The 19,763-nt window shown below is 44.5% G+C and carries 20 protein-coding genes; 8 read left to right on the forward strand and 12 right to left on the reverse strand.

Annotated features, from left to right (window positions below; translation table 11 throughout):
- Positions 1-35: 35 nt before the first annotated feature.
- The 5 genes from bacA to BK127_RS24205 all read right to left on the reverse strand — a co-directional run bounded on the left by bacA (position 36) and on the right by BK127_RS24205 (position 5,260).
- On the reverse strand, positions 36-836 hold the full coding sequence (gene bacA / locus BK127_RS24185; protein WP_076234094.1) for an undecaprenyl-diphosphate phosphatase: 801 nt from the start codon (positions 834-836) through the stop codon (positions 36-38).
- Positions 837-1,004: 168 nt separating this feature from the next.
- Positions 1,005-1,868, reverse strand: coding sequence for an aldo/keto reductase (locus tag BK127_RS24190; RefSeq protein ID WP_076234095.1), 864 nt, complete (start codon positions 1,866-1,868; stop codon positions 1,005-1,007).
- Between the two features lie 159 nt (positions 1,869-2,027).
- Positions 2,028-3,860: a UbiD family decarboxylase gene (locus BK127_RS24195; protein WP_076234096.1), complete on the reverse strand. Its 1,833-nt coding sequence runs from the start codon at positions 3,858-3,860 to the stop codon at positions 2,028-2,030.
- A gap of 308 nt (positions 3,861-4,168) precedes the next feature.
- Positions 4,169-4,381: a hypothetical protein gene (locus BK127_RS24200; protein WP_256711425.1), complete on the reverse strand. Its 213-nt coding sequence runs from the start codon at positions 4,379-4,381 to the stop codon at positions 4,169-4,171.
- Between the two features lie 105 nt (positions 4,382-4,486).
- Positions 4,487-5,260 carry an alpha/beta hydrolase family protein gene (locus BK127_RS24205; protein WP_076234098.1) on the reverse strand — a complete coding sequence of 258 codons (774 nt, stop codon included), beginning with the start codon at positions 5,258-5,260 and terminating at the stop codon, positions 4,487-4,489.
- A gap of 346 nt (positions 5,261-5,606) precedes the next feature.
- Between BK127_RS24205 and BK127_RS24210 the strand changes: the two genes are divergently transcribed.
- The gene (locus tag BK127_RS24210) at positions 5,607-6,218 is read left to right on the forward strand and encodes a nitroreductase family protein (RefSeq protein WP_076234099.1); all 612 of its coding nucleotides are present in this window, start codon (positions 5,607-5,609) and stop codon (positions 6,216-6,218) included.
- A 267-nt stretch (positions 6,219-6,485) separates the two neighbouring features.
- Here the strand turns inward: BK127_RS24210 and BK127_RS24215 are convergent, their stop codons facing one another.
- Entirely contained in the window at positions 6,486-7,865 is a 1,380-nt protein-coding gene (locus BK127_RS24215) for an MFS transporter (RefSeq protein WP_083689537.1), read from the reverse strand.
- Between the two features lie 112 nt (positions 7,866-7,977).
- Here BK127_RS24215 and BK127_RS24220 point away from each other — a divergent pair, with 112 nt between their 5' ends.
- Positions 7,978-8,313: an ArsR/SmtB family transcription factor gene (locus BK127_RS24220; RefSeq protein ID WP_076234100.1), complete on the forward strand. Its 336-nt coding sequence runs from the start codon at positions 7,978-7,980 to the stop codon at positions 8,311-8,313.
- A 227-nt stretch (positions 8,314-8,540) separates the two neighbouring features.
- Here BK127_RS24220 and BK127_RS24225 read toward each other — a convergent pair whose 3' ends face one another.
- Positions 8,541-9,497 carry a 3'-5' exoribonuclease YhaM family protein gene (locus BK127_RS24225; RefSeq protein ID WP_076234101.1) on the reverse strand — a complete coding sequence of 319 codons (957 nt, stop codon included), beginning with the start codon at positions 9,495-9,497 and terminating at the stop codon, positions 8,541-8,543.
- 60 nt (positions 9,498-9,557) lie between these two features.
- Positions 9,558-10,052, reverse strand: coding sequence for a CYTH domain-containing protein (locus BK127_RS24230; protein WP_076234102.1), 495 nt, complete (start codon positions 10,050-10,052; stop codon positions 9,558-9,560).
- A gap of 192 nt (positions 10,053-10,244) precedes the next feature.
- Here BK127_RS24230 and BK127_RS24235 point away from each other — a divergent pair, with 192 nt between their 5' ends.
- The gene (locus BK127_RS24235) at positions 10,245-10,724 is read left to right on the forward strand and encodes a ferritin family protein (RefSeq protein WP_076234103.1); all 480 of its coding nucleotides are present in this window, start codon (positions 10,245-10,247) and stop codon (positions 10,722-10,724) included.
- Between the two features lie 94 nt (positions 10,725-10,818).
- On the opposite strand, the gene BK127_RS24240 is transcribed toward BK127_RS24235, so the two are convergent.
- The 3 genes from BK127_RS24240 to coaW form a co-directional block, all read right to left on the reverse strand.
- Positions 10,819-11,793, reverse strand: coding sequence for a ring-cleaving dioxygenase (locus tag BK127_RS24240; RefSeq protein ID WP_076234104.1), 975 nt, complete (start codon positions 11,791-11,793; stop codon positions 10,819-10,821).
- 13 nt (positions 11,794-11,806) lie between these two features.
- Positions 11,807-12,232 carry a MarR family winged helix-turn-helix transcriptional regulator gene (locus tag BK127_RS24245; protein ID WP_076234198.1) on the reverse strand — a complete coding sequence of 142 codons (426 nt, stop codon included), beginning with the start codon at positions 12,230-12,232 and terminating at the stop codon, positions 11,807-11,809.
- A gap of 136 nt (positions 12,233-12,368) precedes the next feature.
- Complete coding sequence (coaW, locus tag BK127_RS24250; protein WP_076234105.1) at positions 12,369-13,175, reverse strand: type II pantothenate kinase; 807 nt, start codon at positions 13,173-13,175, stop codon at positions 12,369-12,371.
- Between the two features lie 388 nt (positions 13,176-13,563).
- On the opposite strand from coaW, the gene BK127_RS24255 reads away from it, so the two are divergent.
- From BK127_RS24255 to BK127_RS24275, 5 genes are all read left to right on the forward strand, one after another.
- Complete coding sequence (locus BK127_RS24255) at positions 13,564-15,093, forward strand: MDR family MFS transporter (RefSeq protein WP_076234199.1); 1,530 nt, start codon at positions 13,564-13,566, stop codon at positions 15,091-15,093.
- Positions 15,094-15,179: 86 nt separating this feature from the next.
- Positions 15,180-16,151: a helix-turn-helix transcriptional regulator gene (locus BK127_RS24260; RefSeq protein WP_083689538.1), complete on the forward strand. Its 972-nt coding sequence runs from the start codon at positions 15,180-15,182 to the stop codon at positions 16,149-16,151.
- 45 nt (positions 16,152-16,196) lie between these two features.
- On the forward strand, positions 16,197-16,946 hold the full coding sequence (locus tag BK127_RS24265; protein WP_076234107.1) for an SDR family NAD(P)-dependent oxidoreductase: 750 nt from the start codon (positions 16,197-16,199) through the stop codon (positions 16,944-16,946).
- A gap of 189 nt (positions 16,947-17,135) precedes the next feature.
- Positions 17,136-17,354 carry a hypothetical protein gene (locus BK127_RS24270; RefSeq protein ID WP_256711426.1) on the forward strand — a complete coding sequence of 73 codons (219 nt, stop codon included), beginning with the start codon at positions 17,136-17,138 and terminating at the stop codon, positions 17,352-17,354.
- A 235-nt stretch (positions 17,355-17,589) separates the two neighbouring features.
- Positions 17,590-18,774, forward strand: coding sequence for a ParB/RepB/Spo0J family partition protein (locus tag BK127_RS24275; protein WP_076234109.1), 1,185 nt, complete (start codon positions 17,590-17,592; stop codon positions 18,772-18,774).
- 100 nt (positions 18,775-18,874) lie between these two features.
- Here the strand turns inward: BK127_RS24275 and BK127_RS24280 are convergent, their stop codons facing one another.
- Complete coding sequence (locus tag BK127_RS24280) at positions 18,875-19,630, reverse strand: RNA polymerase sigma factor (protein ID WP_076234110.1); 756 nt, start codon at positions 19,628-19,630, stop codon at positions 18,875-18,877.
- Positions 19,631-19,763 lie beyond the last annotated feature (133 nt).

Raw genomic sequence — 19,763 nt, forward strand, 5'->3', positions numbered from 1 at the left:
CTCGAAAAAGGACGGTCCCTCCATTGCCTGATGAACTACCTAATAACGAACCAATAAAACAAAATGGCCAACGCAAAACGATAGTAAGCAAACCAGGTCAATTGAAGTCTTTTGATCAAATTTAGAAAGGTTACGATTGCACCCAATGCCACAATAAATGCGGTTACTAACCCGATTGCAAACATTCCGAAGTCATCCATCGACAAAAACTCTCTGCTTTTATATAAATCAAGTCCTGTCGCAGCGAACATCATCGGGACGGAAACGAGAAAAGTGAATTCAGCTGCCGCCTTTTTGCTCGTACCAAGCAGCATTCCTCCAGATATGGTAGAGCCTGAACGGGAGAAGCCCGGCCAGAGAGCCAAGCATTGAAAAAAACCTATCCCTAATGCCTGCTTGTAGGTAATCTGATCAACCGTATCTGCGGTAATGGCACGCTTTACTTTTTCAGCAACGATTAACAGAAGTCCTCCGACAATGAGACTAATGAGCACAGTTGAGGGTCCGAACAAATATTTTTTGATCGTACTGTGCAACGCCAAGCCAATAACAACGGCTGGGAGCATAGCCAAGCCAATGTGGATGAGGTTCAATCGGGACTGTGACCCCCGTCGTCCAAAGCCCACACGCAGGATGTCTATTAATTTGCGCCAATACAAGACCACGACTGCCAGCACAGCTCCTAATTGTACGACAATCTCAAAGGTTTTTGCTTTTTCTCCGACGAAATTCAGGAGATCTGCTGTTAAAATCATGTGCCCTGTAGAAGATACAGGTAAAAATTCAGTAAGCCCTTCAACAATTCCAAGAATAATAGCAATCCAGGTACTTTCCAGTTTAGTTCAGCTCCTTTTCTTTATGTACAACCTTTTATAGTTTAAAGGTTACCGGCGGCCAGATCAAATTCTGACTATGATGGCTGCAGAACACAGCAAAAAGTCCCGACAGAGAATAAACGGGACTTCGTGTTTTATGCTAAGATGCGAACGTTTATCTGAAGTGGATTAGAGACGTTCAGCCCACTCTTCCTTATTGCTCCAATCCTTGGCCTTCCAACGCAGCACATCCGGGTTGGCCATATGGATGATTTCTTTAAAAAATTCAAGCCGCTCCAAGTCGGTCATCGGCACAAAGCTCTTGGCGACTTTTAAGTTGTTTTCCAACTGCTCCATCGATTCCATACCGATGATAGCTGTCGAGATAGGCAGCGACCATGTGTAACGCAATGCTTTTTCGTACCACTGAGCAAGTCTTCCGAGACCGATAACTTTCATCCCGATAATGGCCATGCCTTTTTTGTTCGCTTTTGGTAAAAATTCCTCAGCAAAGCTGTAGATAAAATGATCCGCGGCAGACAAAGCAACCAGTGCGCTATCAAACGGGAATCGTTCAATCGCTTCGAGCTGTACATTCGGATTCGTATGTCCACTTATGCTAATATGCTTGATGATTCCTTGATCCTTCGCCTCAATTAAAGCCTGCAAGGCACCGTCCTTGGCAAAACACTGCTCAAGCTGCTCCATCGTTCTTACATCATGCAGACGCCATTCCTCGACATGATCCGTTTGCAGCCGTTTCAAACTGGCTTCGATGGAGCGCAAGGAACCGTCGCGGGTTCTGTCGATCGTCTTCGTTGCAATCCAAACCTTGGATCTACGGCTTCCCAGAGCTAACCCAAGTCTCTCCTCGGATTGTCCTTTAGAATAAATCGGAGCGGTATCAAAGTAGGTAATGCCTTCATCGATGGCTCTGTTTACAATCTGGATCGCTTCCTCTTCGGTACAATTGTGCTCATCGACAATACGTTGGGCCCCAAAGCTAAGAATGGGAAATTGTTGTCCGGTTTGTCCAAATTTACGATTTTCCATAAATGCAATCCTCCTTTTGATTTGCCAAGTAAATCGAGCTTCGTAGTCATCTACTTGAATGGGGTTGATAACGCGTACAAGCTTTCTCATTTCTATATCAGTATAAACCATCTGAACGTTTCTCAAAAGCCGAGAATGGTCAAGTATATGAGCTTAGCGTTATTTGAATTGAGCCAAACTGGCACCTTGGGCAAAAAAACGCTCGATGTTTTTCTCAATCGTTGGATCGGCTATGAGCGGCGGTGCATGATGTGGCTTGATTCGGGCATCAATAATCATATTGTCACAAGCCCAATGCTTATTCTCATAATAGCTGTTCACACCATAAATGTCCTTGGCAGGATTGCTGCGTGTGAAGGTAGCCCATAGAAAATTGTTGATGGTCGCGCTCATAAACGGACTATCGTCACACAAAATAATCATGGGGCAAGACGGAACAGCTCCCTTTGCCTGAATAGCCTCACACAATTGTTGCATGTACAACTGCTCATTAGCATAATCGATAAATGCAGAACCTTGAAGCGCTACGATACCTGGCATCACCAAGTGTGCCTGCCCTCCCCCATTTAATTGCTTTAGAGCTTCGGGGACCTCTGTGCATAATTCCCTTTTTACATCTCCATATGCTGCGATAACGACCTTACTGCCGCTATTTAACCCGGTGCCTGAATAATCAAGAGTATCGATAGTTGTATTCGTGTGAAAATGAATGTCTCGCTGTAGATCAATTCGTTCCAGGATATACGTTAAAAAATCCACTTCATGATGCGTATCCACAGGCTGCTGCTCTTCAGCTGTAATGAATAAATACTTGGCCAGGCTCAGCTGTCCGGTTCCCAGAATACGATTGGCGATAGTCAATATCTCGGTAGGCTGCTTCACCGATTGATATGGCGTATACCTCTCACTGCCTATTGCAAAAAGCAAGGGATGAACGCCGGCGGCATCAACAGCATGAACTTCTTTCACACCAGGGATTTCCTGCTTGATTGCATCACCAGTTAACTGATGGATCAGCTCCCCGAATGCCGTATCCTCCTGCGGCGGACGACCAACGACAGTGAACGGCCAGATCGCATTGGTCTTCGCATACACTTTATGTACTCTCATTAGCGGAAATGGATGGGTCAGACTGTAATAACCCAAATGATCGCCAAAAGGACCCTCTGGCTTCGTTTCATCCGGATGAATTTCTCCGGTTATGACAAAATCAGCATCAAGACTGATACAATGTCCTTCGGCATAGCTGTAGCGAAACCGGCGCCCTCCAAGCAATCCGGCGAAGGTCATCTCACTTAACCCTTCCGGCAAGGGCATGACAGCCGACAAGGTATGTGCCGGAGGTCCACCAATAAAGATGCTTACTTTTAAAGGGACTCCTTGTTTGTTCGCCTTGTCCTGATGGATGCCAATACCGCGATGAATCTGATAATGCAAACCAACTTCCTTGTTCATCTCATATTCATTGCCGCTCAGCTGCACACGGTACATACCCAGATTGGAATTCATAATACCTGACTTTTCCGGGTCCTCCGTATACACTTGAGGCAAGGTGATAAAAGCACCGCCATCCATCGGCCAGTGTTGTATGAGCGGCAGGTCAGATATATTGATTTCTTGAAAGCCAGTTGGTAAACTTTCGGATTTTTTCATAGGAAGAGCTTTCCAGGCTGCCAGCCCGGTATTAAAGTGGGCAAGTGGGTTTTTTAATGCTTTTATAGGATCATTACGTAGAGTCATTACGTTCTGTACAGCTTCCCACGTATCCCGGAAAATAAACTTGCTGCGCTCTAGGGTACCAAAAAGGTTGGATACCGCCCGGAATTTCGAGCCCTTCACATTTTCAAACAACAATGCAGGGCCGCCCGCCTCATATACTTTCATATGAATCGCAGCCATTTCCAGATAAGGATCGACTTCCTCTTGAATACGGATCAAATGTCCGTTCTTTTCTAAATCGATGATGCAATCTTCCAAATTGCTATAACTCATGAAACGGCTCCAATCTCTGATTATTGTGAGGGAACCTCAAGCTGTTTGAGATTCATGCTGTTTAAAATATACAGCTAGCCTATACGGATTTCAACTGCCTGGTCCGTTTATTACAAGCGCTACTACTACCATACCATAGATGTCCATAGATTCCTTCATACGAACTAAAATAGAACAAAAAAAGATTACATAATAAATATTATGTAATCTTTTTTTGTTTTGTTCTTATTGCTTAGCAAGCTTTATAACAATATTTCCTGATTCCACATGAACAGTGGCCTGGAAGCTCATCTATCAAAAGCCGGCTTTCAAAATATAGGAATACGATACTTGTTTCCATCGAGAGAATAAAGAAAAGCTTCTGAGTCAAATAAATCAATTTTCACAAGAGGTTTTTCTATATTGGATACAGTTAATGTGTTCTTCTTAAGCGCATTAAGTAAAAAAGGTATTTGCTTCTGGTCGGTTCCCATCAAATTAACATTCACCAAGGCATCATCAAATGTAATATCTGCTTTCATCATTTAATCCTTCCTCTCGTTATAACATAAAATTAGCATGGACTTAAAGCCCATGCTTCTGGTGTTCCAGTCAGCTATTTTATAAATACCAACTAATTCAACATTTTAGTAATGTTTTGTTATAAAGCTATGTGTAACTTCTAATGCTTCCTCCAGATACGGGGTTGTGTGATGAAATGGATGCTCTCCTCCAAAAGAATGATCCGCATCGGGTATGCTGACATAGGTTTGATTTGGAGCCGCTTCCTTCAATAGTCGCTGACCCTCAAGCAAAGCTTCCCGATCCTTGCCTCCTTGGATAATAAGCACTGGAACCGTAAGAGAAGCAAGAAGACGAGCTGTGTCGAATCTCTGCTTGTTATGCTCCACATCATCATTAATAAAGGGGTTCGGGTTTCCGGCAGCTGCCTTAGGAGAAGGTCCGCCGTTCCAGGCGATAACTGAGCCAATATATGAATGCTCGGCGGCGAAGATGATGTTGCTTCCACCTGCCCTACTGTGCCCCAGCAGGGTGATACGTTCTGTTTCGGCTTGCTCAGCCAGAGGCAGCTTGTGCTCTCTTAGATGAGCCAATACAGCATCCAAATCAGATAATTCTCTGGACACTGTACTCAGTTTTTGAACGGAAGCCTCATCGGCTCCGCTGTTCAGGGCACCCACACGTGAAAAGTCAAAATGTACTACGTAGAATCCGCGTTCTGCAAACCAAGTTGCAACATAAGGCCAGAATCCCCAATCTTTATATCCTCTAAACCCGTGGCTGATCACCAAAACCGGTTTTTTGATCTGTTCCTCAACAAGCGTAACCTCTCCTCGAATAAATAATTCGTTTTCCAGATCAATCCGAAAATCCTTCTTCACAACAACGGCATTTCCCATACAGCTCACTCCTTCTTTTAAAAGAATTTGAAATAAAAATAATAAAAAGGATATCTATGTCTCCGTTTTAACGGTGTCCAAACATGTTATGAAATACCAAAAAATTTTTCAAATAGGATGATAAATAATTATTCCGATATGAATAATAAGAATATAGCAATCCATTAATGAACTGTCAATTAAAAATTCCATTGACATTTTCAATTCCGATTGATACCATTAAAACACTAATCGCATGTGTTTACTATGATTTAAGCGCAATAGTCGACCGTATTTTCGGAGACTTCCTTATACAGGAGGTCTCTTTTTAAATTACATGGAATGAGAGAAAGGGCTGGGATCAAGTATGACTACATCTGTATTTGTAGAAAGTATTTTACCTGAAGTTGACGCTACCCGTAAGGCTGATTACCCGGTTTATCCATTGTTTTTAAATCGCTGGTCCTCGCGTTCTTATGAAACTCGAAGTGTGCCGGACGATGTGCTGTATACAATTCTGGAGGCTGCCCGTTGGGCTCCATCGTCGAGTAATTTGCAGCCATGGCGTTTTATTGTCGCCAGGACTCCAGAGCAGCGGAAACGATTTGAGGAGTTTATCAGACCGAACAACAGACTTTGGACTGACTTTACCCCGGTGCTTCTATTGTTGGCCTCCGATAAGCTTCGAGCTGATGGAGAGCCGAATCGTTCGCATGCTTTTGATACCGGGGCAGCTTGGGCATCTATTGCTTTGCAGGCACGAATACTGGGTCTTACGACGCGTGCGGTGGGTGGCTATGATAAAGACAAGGCCCGTATTGTTTTGGATGTGCCGGATGAAATCGAACTGCATGCGGTAATTGCACTCGGCTATCCTGGAACGAAGGAAGCCCTTCATGAGAGCTTTCAGGATAAAGAACAACCGAATGGCCGTAGGCCCTTGAGTGAAAGTATTGTAGATGGGAAGTTCAATCCATAATCAGATGCAGAAAGTCTGAAATTCTCGCTGCCGCTGAAAAAAGGTATAATTCCCTCAATTTATGAGGTATTTAACTACCGTTTATCCAACTTGAAATAGTCGTAAATTATAAAATGGATTACTTCTGTCTTATTTATCTACGTATTCCTGAATACGAACAAAAATAGAACAACAAAAAAAGATTACATAATATATATTATGTAATCTTTTTTTGTTTACGTTTATTGGTTAGCGAACTTTATAAGCAGTTTTGTGTAACATCCACATTTATCCAGATTCCTGCACTGAGTGCAAGCTATAACGACGATACAGGTAAGAACAACCGATTGAAGCAAGCACAATGATCGTCAATCCCCAATAAATATTGCCGTAAGCGATGGATAGCGGTAATTGTTTCTGCCATACTAAAGCACTAGCCGTTATAGCCACCCCGAATGCCCCGCTGAAGAACTGAAGCAATTGGAACAGCCCAAGACCCGAACCCAACTGTGATTTCGGTAATATTCGCGACATTTCATTGGAAATGGCACTTGACAGGAAAGTAAAACCAACGCTGAGCAGCATATAAATAAACATGACAGCGATATATGAGGTGCTGGCAAATAAAGCGAACAGTACAACAGAAACGAGTACTAACAGGGGTACATAACGTATAATAGCACCATTGCCGTAGCTATCGATAATTCGACCCACTCGACGGGATAAAATCATAGCGAGCAAGGAACCAGGGAAAATGATAAGTCCGGAGACGCTCGCACTAAGCTCGAACCGGTGAACCAGAATTTGCGGCATCAGAAACAGTGTTGCAAAGCTGCACAGATACGTCACGACTCCGACTGCGCCTAACGTCAAGTACGCACGATTACGGAACAATATCGGCTGCACAAAAGGATCTGCTGCCCGATTGATCCGGATAATAAACAGAGCAAGCGCGGCTAATCCTGCTGCCAGTGCTGTCCAGGATTGATTCGTTAGAAATAACAGCAGTCCTGTAGTCCCTACCGCCACGAAAAACGCGCCTAACGCGTCAAAGGAGCCTTTAGCTGGCTGCTCTTTCGGAAGAAGCATCCAGTAAAATGGAATCAAAACGAGCACAACTGCAGTAACTACAAATAAATAGTGCCAGCCTAAGTACTCCACGATTCCCCCACCAACTACGGGACCAAGACCCAGACCCAGTGCGGCAGCAGACATCACGGTTGCCATGGCTTTGCCGCGCCGCTCCAAAGGAATATAACGCGTTACCAGAACAAGCGAGAGAGCTGGAATAGAGCCTGCTCCAGATGCCTGCACAATGCGAACGATCAGTAGCGGTATAAAGCTACTGCTGAAAAATCCACCGACCGCGGCGACTCCAAGCAAGACAAGTCCGATAATAAATAAACGGCGAATCGGAATGAAATCAGACAGTCGGCTGAACGTAATCGTTGAAATCGCAAATATGATCGAGTAGCCGGTTACGATCCATGAGGTTGAAGCCGTCGAGATCCCGAATGCGCGCGATACATCCGGCAGCGCCAAGTTAAACATCATCGTGTTCATGATGACAAGAACAATCGAAAATCCAAGCAGTAATGTCACCTTGCCTTCCTTCAGGAAGGGCTTAGCAGCTTCTGTGGCTGATGACGGAATAGATGTTGTTGACATCGGGAACCCTCTTTCGTATTTGATAGTTCTATTACAATCGAACAATTGAAATATAGCATGAGATATGATAAAATGCAATCATCAGTTTTTGTAGAATAAAGGAGGATCTCAAATGAAAATTTTATTTCATCCAGACCGAGCCGATATCCATCTGTCTTCCGTCCTTTATGCCCTAAGTGATCCAATCCGTCTTTATCTTGTCGATACGATATATAAATCCGGCGAACGGACCTGTGGGGATATTGATGTTCCCGTCGTGAAGTCAACGGTTTCCCATCATGCCCGTACACTGCGTGAAGCCGGGATTGTTCATGTCCGTATGCAAGGAACACAGCGCTTCCTTTCGATTCGCACCGAAGATCTCGAAGCCCGTTTTCCAGGGCTGCTTGCTGCCATACTTCAGGCCCATCAAACCTCGGGAGAATTAATTCCGTTCGCAACAACCTGATAGACCTTACATTTTATTCCACTTGATCGAAATCAATTAACACAACAAATAGCAGCCTATCTGGGCTGCTATTGCTATTTGCATATCATGGAGGACAGTTCTTTTACTTCGATTTTATTATAACCATCTCATCGATTTTATAAAGGTTCGTTTTGTTAGTTTACATAATATTTGTTATGTAATCTTATTGATGAAAGAAATATTCTGAATAGTCTAAATTCATCTTTTTATAATTTCATCCTGTAGATGGCTTTATTTTCTAATCCACGGATCGATTGAGTCCAATTCTCGGCTTCCGGGGTTGTATCCAGTGCATCCTCAACCATCTGAAGCTTGGCATCTATGGTGTCAATATGATGAAGAGCAATCGCTTCTGGAATTTGAGGCTGCACAGGACTGCCCCACTCACCAGAGTTATGATGTGACAAGACCATATGCTGAAGCGCCAGAACACGATCCGAATTTAAATCTATGTTAGAAAGAATAGCTGCTTCTGTAATCCAGTTTGAAGCCATTGAAATATGACCTAACAGCTTGCCATGGACGCTGTATTCGGATACGATCCCGAGTTGAGCGGTCATTTCCTCCGGCTTGGCAATGTCATGAAGGATTATTCCAGCAGTAAGCAGATCCGGGTTCAAAAATGGCCGCTGCTTGCAAATAAAATCACCCAGTTCGAGCATGCGAACCATATGATAGGCCAAGCCCGCAAAATAGGCATGGTGATGGGTTTTGGCAGCTGGGTAATGCATCAGCCTCTCTTCAACCTTTTTCACACAAAATGAAACTATAGTATGCATTTCTTTGTCTTGAATACTGTCCATGGCCTGCTTGATCGTATAAATCAGATCAACGGGACGGATCGGTGCCGAACGGATAAAATCAGTCAAGAATACACCGTCATCATCGGTAGCTTTGCGTATTTTGATGATTTTGATCTGCAGCTTTTCTCTATAGGTTTGCACCAATCCCTGTACACGAACCAGTCCCATAGGAAAAAAAGTCTCCTTATCGGTCGTACTGGCATCCCAGTATTTTGCCGGAAGCTGTCCGGTCGCATCACACAGAACAATATCCAGATAATCCTTTGCGGGCGTGGAATTGGTTTGTTTGATTTCCAGCTCCTTGATGAGATAAAACCCAACGAATTCATCTTGGGAATTTAAGGTTTTGATTAAAGACATCGTTATTCCTCCTCAGGACTTTTCGTAGAAAAGTCAACTTCTCGATAATCAGCTCGATCCTTAGATGGATGTCTGAAGCTGGATCCACAGCGTTTTGTTGCGGAATTCTTCCTCTTGTCCAAGCTCCTTACCAAACCAATCCGGTGCTTCGAACCTTTGCGCTGCATGGAGATCCGGAAACTCGACCTCTACAACCACAAGCGCTATTTGCTTGTATTCGTCTATTTCATATAAAGTACCTTGATGATCCACCGAAGTACGCACTTTTTCCAAAGGAACCAACCCTGAACGAGACAATAATTGCTGATAAATAGCCTCTGAAATGGTATATTCGATTTCTTCTCTAACCATGCCATGTCCTGACTTAAATGTATGCGTATAGTGGCAGGTTCCGTCAACATCTATCAGCTGGCGTACCCTGATTTCCTCATCCTTGGAAAAAGCCAGGTAAGTTTGATAAATCGTTTGCTTTGAAATCAACGTAACATTCGCCTGATCCAGCTCAGCCTGCGGGAACGCTGGTAATAAAAATTTTTTTTCGATTTCGATACCCATTAGCGACCCCCCTCTTCTAATTTATGCACGAATTACATTATAAATTTAAAACCTGTGCTTGTCGATACTGATTGACTGGCATGATCCTTAATCGCTGACAATGGAATCGCATAGCGAGAGACCTGTAACCCAATTAGGCATTTACACATAATCTGTTATCAATCATAAAATGAACAACTGGAGGTTTATTGTATGTATGTGATCAATCCTTATTGGAGTAGATCCACGTTTAAGCCAGTCTGGTCCGTATCTACCTCGCAAGCACTAAATTTAATAAGAGAAGCCGTCCAAGGTGAGCGAAATGATGAGTTATTTTATGATGAACTTATCAAAATGGCCCCAAACTCAGAGCAATCATCGATAATTGCTTCAATACGTGATGATGAACGCGGTCATAATCGTATGTTCCGGGGTATGTATAAAGAGATAACCGGTCATGAAATAACAGGCATCAGCAATGAAAAATATGAGCGGGTAGAATCCTATATCGAAGGATTACAGAGGGCTCTTCGAGGTGAATTGTCTGCAGTCGAGAAATATCGAAAAATATGGTTTGGTCTGCCAGCTGGTATTTATCGAGACACCGTATTTGGGATCATCTTAGATGAATTGAAGCATGCAAGTCTATACAATTATTTGTTTACTTTGAATCATACGAACCGTTCCCGTTAATAATAAAGCATCACTCGTAAGTTCAATCGCATTAAGGGTAAATAAAAACCCCTGAAGCTTATATTCAGGGGTCTGCATCTTCAGCCTATTGTGCTTAAACTGTGCGCTTGGTAGAAAGTGGCCTCAGGTTAGCTTCAATCGATTGGCGTTGATCCTCCAGGAACGGCGGTAAAGCTAGAGATTCACCCAAGGTTTCAAAAGGCTCATCTGTATCAAATCCGGGACCGTCTGTTGCGAGCTCAAATAAAATACCGTTAGGTTCACGGAAGTACAAGGAACGGAAATAATATCTTTCCACGAATCCGGAATTACGTAATCCCGCTTTATTCAGCACCTCAATCCAGCTAAGCAATTCTTCCTTGTCATCCACGCGAAAAGCCACATGATGCACACCACCCTTGCCAAGCGCGGCGACTGACAGATCACTACGTGGCTCAACCTGCACTTCTGAACCTGATCCCCCTGCCCCTACCTGCATAACGATTATATCTTCTTGCCCTTTAACCAATGCAGGGATTCGATTCTTCTCCGTAAAGCCGATCAACTTGAGAGCGGCCAGTGTAGAATCGGGCTTGCGAACTGTAAGCTTTACTGGTCCGAGTCCAATAATACCGAATTCGGCAGGTACCGGACTTTGATCCCATGGAATACCACCCTTCACGCCTGAATTTGTCTCATCAGAAACAAGTAAGAGCTGCTGACCTTCCGGATCCTCGAAGAAAATAACGTTACGGCCTGCAAATTCTGTAATGGCTGTATGCTTGACGCCATGCTCTGCAAAACGGTCCAGCCAATATTTCAGCGCCGTGTCACTCGGTACCCGCAAGGAAGTACCCGAAATGCTGCTTGCTCCCGCACGAGTCGGCCCGATACCGGGAAAGTCAAAGAACGTTAGCTCGGTTCCTGGATTGCCCCGTTCGTCCCCATAGAATAGATGATAAGCGGATGTATCATCCTGGTTGACGGTTTTTTTGATCAATCGCATACCTAGAACTTCGGTATAGAACTTGAAATTGCCGGGTGCATCCCCAGTCATAGCCGATAAATGATGAATTCCTTTAACGTTCATGTTGATCCATCCTTTACGATTTTAGTTTTTTTAACAAATCCAGCAGTTGCTTCTGTTCCGAAGGATTCAGATTGTTAAATTGAGCCGCCTGGAATTGCTCCTGCATAGGAACAACATCATCGAATAAGGCCTTACCCTCTGCTGTTAATGATACATACTTGGTTTTCCAATCCTGTTCACGCGTAATCCACCCAAGCTCTTCAACCTTTTGAATGATCTGGGCAATATTGCCTTTGGTTACGACGAGCTTGTCGGCCAAATCCTGCTGACTGATACGTCCCGCCGCGCCCACTTGGGCCAACACATCAAACTGCGCTGCGGTTATGTCCCATTTTTTCAAATGCGAATTGGTTTCACGAATGCTTTGGTTATAGAAGCGGGATAGCCGAAACCACAGCAATATGCCTAACCGCTTTTCCTGTTTGCTTAAAGCGTGCATTTCATTGTCTGCCACAATAGCATCATCCCTCTTGTATAACGGTAATCATATATTGGTTTAGCACTAAACTCATTATCAGTATATATCTAAACTAATAAAAAAGCAATCCTGTACCTTTCTACGTGTGGATCCATCCTTAATCCTCATGCAGCCAAGCGCCTATAGCTCCCGCATACTCACCATTTTCAATAAACAAAGGCGCTGCCCCTCTTAGCTTCGTATAACGCTGCACCACATCTTTAAGCAGATTATTCCCAATAAACGAGGAACCAATAAAAATAACGGTGGTCGCCCCCGACTGCCCGGCAGCAAGTACGCTAACCGTAGCAACCGTTTCTCCTACTAAACCGACTACAGACGCTAACAGCTCTTCTCTGGAAAAAGGAGGATGGGAAGCCCCTTGCAAAATACGTCCAAAATTGCTTGCTGTCAGGTCACCAGGGATTGGCGGCTCAACTCCCTCATAAATATGACTGACCTTTAGATCGATTCGATCACGTGATCCTTTGGCTGCCGCTAGTATAATTTCTTCGTAATTTGTTAACCCTGTTAACAATTGAGATAAGCCTATCAAGGTCCCGCCTCCAACTCCTGTACCGCCAAGCCGCCGGTGTTGGCCGCTGTCTATCAAGTGGATCGAAGTGCCCGTGCCAACATTGGTGACCACATACTGGCTCTCCGTTACACCGAGCTTTTCCAAAAAATATTCCACCCCTCTACAGGTAGCATCAAATTCAACCAGTTCCGCAGCTTTAAGGTGGATGAGAGACTGCAGCGTAGAAGCCTTTCCACCGGTCATACAAATTCGGGCATTGTCCCTCCCATTAATCCAATCTGCTACATGATCCAGCTCGGAAACCGGAAATTTGTTTAAAATAAGCGAATTGTGCTCCATATAGGCGATTTTGATCAGTGTTCCTCCGGCATCAATTCCAATATTCATAGTTCGTTCCTCCCAATGTTAACGACCTAACAGCCATTTAGTTAACATTATTAATATTATGTATCATTAATTGATATTCTCATCCCTTGATTAAAAGATATAATCATCATTTTACCAGATTTGCTGCATTTCATGTAAGATTACATCCGATTTGGGCCTACAAAAAAGCAACCTCTCGACTACTCTAATCAAATAACGATATTTAGTTTACATAATAATAGTTATGTAATCAAATTCCTCCCCCCTGCTTGTGAAAGTTCGAAAAATGCATCACTTATTTTCACTTGATAACTCGTTCCTGACATACTGTTGTCAACAAGGATGGTTTATGATTGCTTCAAGTACGGCTTCACCATTCAACTTGATAACAGAAAGGAACGGGATTCAAATGAAACAAGTGCAGAACAAAATGGGGGTTATCATTACAGGACTAATGCTCGCTATCCTGATGGCCTCGATGGATAACACGATTGTGGCGACGGCGATGGGAACAATTGTTGGTGAGATTGGCGGTCTCGATAAATTTGTCTGGGCCACTTCGGCCTATATGGTGGCGGAGATGGCGGGCATGCCGATATTTGGCAAACTGTCCGATATGTATGGACGCAAACGTTTTTTTGTATTCGGTATCGTCGTATTTATGATTGGATCTGCTTTATGCGGATTGGCGGAATCGATCGTTCAGCTTAGTGCTTATAGAGCGATACAAGGTATCGGTGCGGGCGCGATGGTATCGATAGCGTTCACGATCATGTTCGATGTCGTTCCACCTGAGAATAGAGGAAAAATGACAGGCATGTTCGGTGCTTTGTTCGGCATGTCGAGTGTTGCCGCTCCGCTGCTCGGCGGTTATATAACCGACTATTTGAATTGGGTTTGGATATTTTACATCAATTTACCGCTCGGTTTGATTGCGTTCGTCTTGATTGTGTTTTTCTACAAAGAATCGACAGAGCATTCCAAGCAGAAAATCGATTTTCTTGGCGGCTTCCTGTTGGTTGGAGCGATCATCTGCCTCATGTTCGGTGTTGAGCTCGGCGGCAAAGCGTATGCATGGGGATCACCGCAAATTTTGGGCTTGTTTGCAGGCTTCGCGATTCTTACTATTTTGCTTGTCTTTGTAGAAAAAAAGGCAGCTGAGCCCATCATTTCATTCCGCATGTTCCGTAATCGGCTCTATGCGACAAGCAATCTGGTTGCGATGCTCGGCGGAGCGACGTTCATAACCGCATCCATGTTCATACCCATCTACATTCAAGGCGTACTAGGCGGCACTGCGACGAACGCCGGACTTATACTGCTTCCGATGATGGTCGGGTCAGTCGTAACTGCAACTGTGGGTGGATTCTTAATGTCTAAGCTGCCCTATCGGACCATCCTGATTCCTACACTTATCATCCTGATCGCCGGAATGGCACTTCTAACCACACTGTCAACGGAATCTTCGCGTTTACTAATCACAGTGTATATGATCCTCGTAGGTCTGGGCATCGGTGCTTCCTTCTCGGTACTCAGCAGCGCTGCCATTCATTCGTTCCCTGCTGCACAGCGAGGAGCGGCTACTTCTACACAGAACTTCAATCGTTCGCTCGGCATGACACTTGGTATTACGATATTCGGCATCATTCAGAGTCACTCACTAACAGATAAGCTGACGCAGGCATTTGGTAGTAGCGGAACGAATATACCGAAGAATATCAACTTTAGCGACCCCTATGTTCTGATGAATCCCGCAATCCGCCAATCGATGGACGGAAACACACTGAATACGATTACGGAGGGGCTATCGTCTTCCATCGTCGGCACCTTTGCATGGAGCCTCATCCCGGCAGTATTGGCACTAAGCGCTGCCTTCATTATGAGTCGAGAGAAATTGGCTCAAGCGACAGATACGGATGGTTACTCCGCTTCACATTAACATTTGTAAATTGGATCTGGACTCACAGTTGTCGGGAATTATGGTATATGATTAATGTAATATTGCCCGAAATTGGAGGTGCATCAATGAAACTCGAACGGCTAATGGCCATCACGATTCTTTTATTAAACCGCAGACGTGTGCAAGCGCAAGAGCTGGCTGATCGGCTTGAAGTATCTTTACGGACGATTTACCGCGATTTGGAGTCATTGAGCCTGGCTGGAATCCCGATTGTATCGTATACAGGTACAGAAGGCGGCTATGAAATTATGGACAGCTTTCGTATGGACCGACAGATGTTATCTTTTGATGACCTACTTGCCCTCTTTACAGCGCTGCGCGGTCTCCAGTCGACACAAGCGTTGAATCATACCCATGTAGACCGGCTGCTTGATAAAGTAGGGGCACTGGTCTCACAAGCAGAACAAGGACGTTTAGCTGAACGCGATCAGGTTCTAATCGATTTTACCCCATGGAGAAACAGTGAGACCGAACGAAGCAAATATGAGTCTCTGCAAAAATCCGTAAATGACAAAAAGTTAATCCGTTTTACCTATACAGACGGCCAAGGTGAAGAATCAGAACGTTGTGTCGAGCCGATGGGACTTGTGCTCAAAAAATATTCCTGGTATTTGCACGGTTACTGTTTGAACCGCACGGATTACCGGATTTTCAAGCTTTCACGTCTTCGGGATATGCAGGTCCTGGATGAATCCTTCAATCGCCGGGCTATGACACTTACTAAACTGAATGAACGATGGGGAACGCCCCAACATCAACAGACGGTCGATCTTGTCCTTCGATTCACAGGTGAGGCTAAAGTGTCCGCTGCGGATCGGTTTGATGAAAATGAGATCGAAAGGATGCCGGATGGTTCACTTCTTGTGCGGACCACATTTCCTGATGGGAAATGGATCATTGGCTTTTTGCTTCATTATAAAACCGATTTGATTATTCTGGAGCCTGCCCATATTGCTGCTGAGGTCAGAAAAATGGCTTTGGACATATCCGCTTTGTATCTCGATTCCGGACACGCTGTTCTCAATAAGAATGGATAATGGTCTGAATGGTAAATAAATAATCTGACAAAGGTGGTAATAACAATGAATCTTCAAGGAAAAGTGGCAATCGTTACTGGCGGTGCTAGAGGTATCGGACGTGCAGTCTCGATTCTATTATCCTCACGGGGCGCAAAAGTGGTTGTGAATTATTTATCGAATATGGATGCTGCTGAAGAAGTAGTATCCCATATTCGAGCAAATAACGGTGAGGCTATTGCACTGCAAGCCGATGTTCGTGAACCGGACCAGGTGTTAAAGCTTGTCGCGGCGGCAAAGAAGTCTTTGGGACGCATCGATATATTGGTAAGCAATGCAAATATGTCTTTCCAAGCAAAGCCGTTTGCCGAGATGTCGTGGGAGGCATTCTCGCAAAAACTAAATGATGAATTAAAAGCCGCTTTTCAGATGACAAAAGCAGTTATCCCATTCATGATCGAGAAGCAGTTTGGACGTATTATTTATATTTCAAGCACGCTGGGTAAGGATCCTTCCCATCATATGATCGCTCATGGTACGGCAAAGGGTGCACTTGATACGTTCTCTACATACATCGCACAGGAATTCGGTCCACAGGGCATTCATGCCAATGTGGTCGCACCTGGATTGGTGCAAACAGATGCAACAGCCTATTTGTCAGAACAAGAAAAAATGATGATTAGTAATTTCACGCCACTTGGCCGTGTAGCCGAACCTGAAGATATTGCAGGAGTTATCGCTTTTCTGGCAAGTGACGATGCTCGTTTTATGACAGGGACGTATACACCTGTTGCGGGTGGACTTTCGATGGGATAACAGAAATAGCCCCAAATGCGGCTTATACGAGATGCGCCGCTAATGGCAGTTTTTGAGGAAGACTACATAATTGTCCCTACCTTCCACTTGGTTCAGTCCAGATTTCCCTCAAAAATGCCTCTATCTACTGTTTCACTTCCCTCCAACATGTGTAATAAATAACATGTCAAATTAAGGAGGCTGTTATCGGTGGTAACTACTAACATTTCATTCCAGGAAAATTCGGTACCGGTATTTTTATTCGGGGCGGATTCACACATAATTCCTTCTTTACTGTCTGCGCTGCAGAAGAATCGATTAACGATATCTAACCTGAAGGAGTCTTTAGTGCGTATCGACCTGTTCCGCTCCCAAGCACTGCTGTATTCCGCACAAGGTGACAAGTATTCGATACCTATTTTCCCTTAAAGCAAGAATGAGAACCTATCAGGTCTCGTACTTATCCATAGATGTATAGGAAAGGAATGGAGCCTCCGCTTCGTTCCTTTTTTGCTGCTGGGAGAGCTTATTTTTCCGACCTCGTTCGAGCCTTGGCAGGCAACCCATTTTCACAGCTCGAACCATGTTATATAATGGTAGGTATAACGCTAACCCCACCGGACTCACGATCCGGCGAATTAACTGAACGAATAGGAGTAATCGAATGGACATTGTGCAAATACCTACATATTTAATTGATGAAGATACGGATCAGCCCCGCTATCAATTTGACGAGGATTCCTTGCAGGAGTTGATGAACAGCATCGCAGAGCTTGGCCTTTTATCTCCAATCAAGGTAAGAACGACTAAGGATGGCCGATATAAAATTATTTATGGGAACCGCCGTTATAAAGCATGCAGTACCTTGGGTAAGCCCACCATCCCCTGCATTGTTTCGGAAGTGACCGATGAGCTGGAAATTTATCTGGAGCAGATCGCCGAGAATTTGACGCGGGAAGGCTTTTCACCAATTGAAGAGGCGGATGCCTTTAATAAGCTGCTCAAGGACCCGAAGTTCAGCAGTTCAACCAAATATCTTTCCAGTAAGCTGGGTAAGCCAGAAAGCTATATCAAGAACAAATGTGACCTGCTTAAATTCAGCAATGCTGTCAAAAAGCTGATAGTAAGCGGAACTGAAATCAGGAAGGACAAGCTCACCGAGCTACAGGTGCTGCCTCTCAAGGATTTGCCGATTGAATACCGGGACTCGTTGGCACTGATGGTCGCCAGGGATGAGCTGTCAGTAAGTGATGTCAAGAAAATCGCCAAGCTGTTCAAGGATAAAGATATTTCCGACAATACGAAAGCGAAGCTGCTCTATAAATCCGGCTATGAGCTTATAGAAACATGGTCCGTATTTGAACAAAATAGAGCGGAAAGATCGAAGCAAGCTGAGGCCAAAGCCGCGACGAAGGCCGATAAATCGGATAAACGGACTCCCGAACAACCTCCAACCGAGGCCAATCCAGCCGCAGCGGCAAGCTTGACGGAACCCGCAAAAGGACTCAATTCCGATCCCGAGCATAAATCGGGTAATGAATCCGAGCATCAATCTGCTTCACGATTAGTAAACGAACCCGTAAAGGAAGCAACGTCGAATGCAGTGACAGAGGTTCTTATCGATAGTACACTGCAGCGATTACTTGCCACTCTTCCCTCCTACAGCCCGCTATCTGATGAGGTGCTCCGTTCCTATGAGGATATATATGACAACGATAAAGAAAGCTTTCATGCCAGCGTGAAGCTGCTTGTCGACAATCTGGAAAAACACCTGGAGCAATGGAAAAAAGTGCAGGAGCTTACGCAGGACCAGGACCAAATAGCCGCAGCTGAAGCGGTTGATCATTAAAAAGAGGCTGTTCCCCACCATGCTTTCGGGGAATCAGCCTCTTTGTGCTGTACACATGCACAGAGGCTTCCAGAGCCTTCTATTTGCTTGCATAAACTGATTATGCGGCCATCTTGACACAATGTGAAGTGTGCGAAGGCAGCTTGGCATAACGCTTGGAGGCAGATGTTTGTCTGGACTGAAGATGATTGCGAGCAATTCCAATTGCCACAGCAGGTTCAAGCTGATCCCGCTGAACAAGTTCTACCAGCACCGCAATATCCCCCATTTGATAAGCCGCTACCAGCATCTGCAGCAATGCCTTGGAGCTCTCTTCATCAGGTAAAACAAGCACATCTTGCTCCAGATCCGATCTGACGGCTTTCAATGATTGACGAGCTCGGTGAAGCGCCGCTTTGATCGCACCTTCTGTCGTTTGCAGCAACTGTGCCGCCTCTATGATCGAATAGCCAAGTACATCCCGCAATAAAAAAACCGTTCTTTGCAAAGCAGACATATGCTTGATGAGCGCCAGAAAAGCAGTCTCCAATTCCATAGCAACACCATGATCCGGCATAATCGTCTGCCGCTGCTCCTGTTGGAGGATTAAGGACAGGCTGCTGTTTCTTCGCAATCGATCGATCCACGTGTTCTTTGCTATCCTCAACATGTAAGCCTCTGGATTCGCATGTCCCGTCACTTGAAGTACGCGTGTAGCTTTCAGCCACGTATCCTGAGCCAAATCCTCTGCATCCCAACTGGACCCCGTAATCGACAAACAGTACCTTTTAACGGTCATTTGCAGTTTTGCCCAATTCGTACCGTTAGCCTCTTCTATTGTTGGTTCCTTGCTTTCTATGGTACCAGCTAAGATCATACAGCTCTCTCCTTTGCCTGGTTAATGACAATACATAGCTTCAATATGATAACGAATGAACCCTGAATAAGGATACGCAGCTTCTAAAAAAATTAACACCGTATCCTTTTCCTTATTGAATTCGTTTGCTGAT

Source organism: Paenibacillus sp. FSL H7-0331 (genome assembly GCF_001956045.1).

What these genes read in the sequence shown, in the direction of transcription:
- BK127_RS24220 (WP_076234100.1), top strand. Translation starts at nt 7,978, where the DNA reads ATGAAAATTTTATTTCATCCAGACCGAGCCGATATCCATCTGTCTTCC.
- BK127_RS24260 (WP_083689538.1), top strand. Translation starts at nt 15,180, where the DNA reads ATGAAACTCGAACGGCTAATGGCCATCACGATTCTTTTATTAAACCGC.
- BK127_RS24215 (WP_083689537.1), bottom strand. Translation starts at nt 7,865, where the DNA reads ATGTCAACAACATCTATTCCGTCATCAGCCACAGAAGCTGCTAAGCCC.
- BK127_RS24195 (WP_076234096.1), bottom strand. Translation starts at nt 3,860, where the DNA reads ATGAGTTATAGCAATTTGGAAGATTGCATCATCGATTTAGAAAAGAAC.
- BK127_RS24210 (WP_076234099.1), top strand. Translation starts at nt 5,607, where the DNA reads ATGACTACATCTGTATTTGTAGAAAGTATTTTACCTGAAGTTGACGCT.
- BK127_RS24225 (WP_076234101.1), bottom strand. Translation starts at nt 9,497, where the DNA reads ATGTCTTTAATCAAAACCTTAAATTCCCAAGATGAATTCGTTGGGTTT.
- BK127_RS24265 (WP_076234107.1), top strand. Translation starts at nt 16,197, where the DNA reads ATGAATCTTCAAGGAAAAGTGGCAATCGTTACTGGCGGTGCTAGAGGT.
- BK127_RS24200 (WP_256711425.1), bottom strand. Translation starts at nt 4,381, where the DNA reads ATGAAAGCAGATATTACATTTGATGATGCCTTGGTGAATGTTAATTTG.
- BK127_RS24205 (WP_076234098.1), bottom strand. Translation starts at nt 5,260, where the DNA reads ATGGGAAATGCCGTTGTTGTGAAGAAGGATTTTCGGATTGATCTGGAA.
- BK127_RS24230 (WP_076234102.1), bottom strand. Translation starts at nt 10,052, where the DNA reads ATGGGTATCGAAATCGAAAAAAAATTTTTATTACCAGCGTTCCCGCAG.
- BK127_RS24240 (WP_076234104.1), bottom strand. Translation starts at nt 11,793, where the DNA reads ATGAACGTTAAAGGAATTCATCATTTATCGGCTATGACTGGGGATGCA.
- BK127_RS24275 (WP_076234109.1), top strand. Translation starts at nt 17,590, where the DNA reads ATGGACATTGTGCAAATACCTACATATTTAATTGATGAAGATACGGAT.
- BK127_RS24280 (WP_076234110.1), bottom strand. Translation starts at nt 19,630, where the DNA reads ATGATCTTAGCTGGTACCATAGAAAGCAAGGAACCAACAATAGAAGAG.
- BK127_RS24190 (WP_076234095.1), bottom strand. Translation starts at nt 1,868, where the DNA reads ATGGAAAATCGTAAATTTGGACAAACCGGACAACAATTTCCCATTCTT.
- BK127_RS24235 (WP_076234103.1), top strand. Translation starts at nt 10,245, where the DNA reads ATGTATGTGATCAATCCTTATTGGAGTAGATCCACGTTTAAGCCAGTC.
- BK127_RS24245 (WP_076234198.1), bottom strand. Translation starts at nt 12,232, where the DNA reads ATGCACGCTTTAAGCAAACAGGAAAAGCGGTTAGGCATATTGCTGTGG.
- BK127_RS24255 (WP_076234199.1), top strand. Translation starts at nt 13,564, where the DNA reads ATGAAACAAGTGCAGAACAAAATGGGGGTTATCATTACAGGACTAATG.
- coaW (WP_076234105.1), bottom strand. Translation starts at nt 13,175, where the DNA reads ATGAATATTGGAATTGATGCCGGAGGAACACTGATCAAAATCGCCTAT.